The organism is Micrococcus sp. HMSC31B01 (assembly GCF_001816085.1).
Taxonomy (GTDB): Bacteria; Actinomycetota; Actinomycetes; order Actinomycetales; family Micrococcaceae; genus Micrococcus; species Micrococcus luteus.
In genome coordinates this window covers 1-1,264 of the sequence record NZ_KV825105.1, presented here as the reverse complement: position 1 = coordinate 1,264, position 1,264 = coordinate 1, and the positions used below count along the sequence as shown (strand labels likewise).

The 1,264-nt window shown below is 65.0% G+C and carries 1 protein-coding gene; it reads right to left on the bottom strand.

Annotated elements, in window-relative coordinates; translation table 11 throughout:
- Positions 1-50: 50 nt before the first annotated feature.
- Entirely contained in the window at positions 51-953 is a 903-nt protein-coding gene (locus tag HMPREF3105_RS05870; protein WP_070708966.1) for a DUF3800 domain-containing protein, read from the bottom strand.
- Positions 954-1,264 lie beyond the last annotated feature (311 nt).

Genomic DNA, 1,264 nt, shown 5'->3' with positions numbered 1-1,264 from the left:
CGTCCGGACCGAATGAAGGGGGCGGCTCACTCTAGCAGCGGCGCCAGGTCTTAGCGTCCCGAGCGCCAGATCTTCGCCATCTTCTCCGCCGCCGCGGGGTCCACCGAGGCCCCCAGAAGCTGTCCATGCGGGGTCGGGGCAAGTCGCCGTTCGCGGTGGAACAGCTCAGAGTGGTTGATGTCCTGCACGCCGCGGTTCCACAGGTGCAGTTTGGACTCGTAGGTGAAGCTGCCCCTCATGGATGCCAGCCGCTGGGGGTCGGTGACCCAGGCGTACTTGGACGAGTCGTTGAGCTGGTGATCGACAGCGCGTGTGACGGCGGCGGCGACCCAGTCGGCGAACTGCACGTTGGAGCTCAGCGAACTGTCCACGTGCATGGGCGGTTCCACGATGCACCGCATCTCCGGAAAGTCGCCGGCTCGGCTGAAGATGTGGGCATACATCGATGCAACGCGTTCGACTCGCGTCTTCTCATTGATTTGATCGATGATCACCATGAGGTTATGTCCGTGATGGTGGGCATGGCGGGCCAGACGGTTCAGAGTCTCTCGCATGGCGTCGGCTTCGCGTTTCTCGACGTCGAGGCCGATCTGCTGGGGCGTCCCACGCTGCTTCTCGTCGGCGTAGTAGAACAGCTTGCCGCCGTGGTCGACGACGACGGACCGCACGAGCGCATCGAACACGCGGAGCTGCTGCGGAAAGCGCGCGGGGGTATCCGGCCGGAACAGATTGGCCCCCTTGAACTCCCACCGTCCGGGGTGTTTCGCTCGGTCGATCTCCGAGGCGAACAGCTGACGCTTCAGTGCGGTGAACTTCGCTCTAAAGCCTCGTGCGGCAGACTCCGGCATGACGAATCCGGCATAACCGAAGGCTGGGCTTGTCCGGAAGCGAGGATGGTCCGGGCCGACGTAGGCGCCCGGCTCGCCGATCTCGTCGATGTACGCCAGCAGCATCTGACCATTGTGCAGGGCACAGCGGACACTGCAGACAAGCGCAGAGGCCCACGCAAGCGTGGGCCTCTCGAATTGGTGCTCGGGGCACTGTCTCAGCCCTAGCTACCACACGCGAGCGTACTCGCGCGCGCAGAGCATAGGCAAGTGTGGTTGTGTATGATCCGTCGCCCTGTCGGGTCGCTGCGGGGTCGGAATGGGTCCCGTCCAGCGGCCCGCCCCCACCATTCGAAGGACCCCATGACCACCCCCGCCACGCGCGGCGCTGCCTCGGCGCCCCACCGCTCTCCCCAGAACCTCTCGAACTTCGTGTG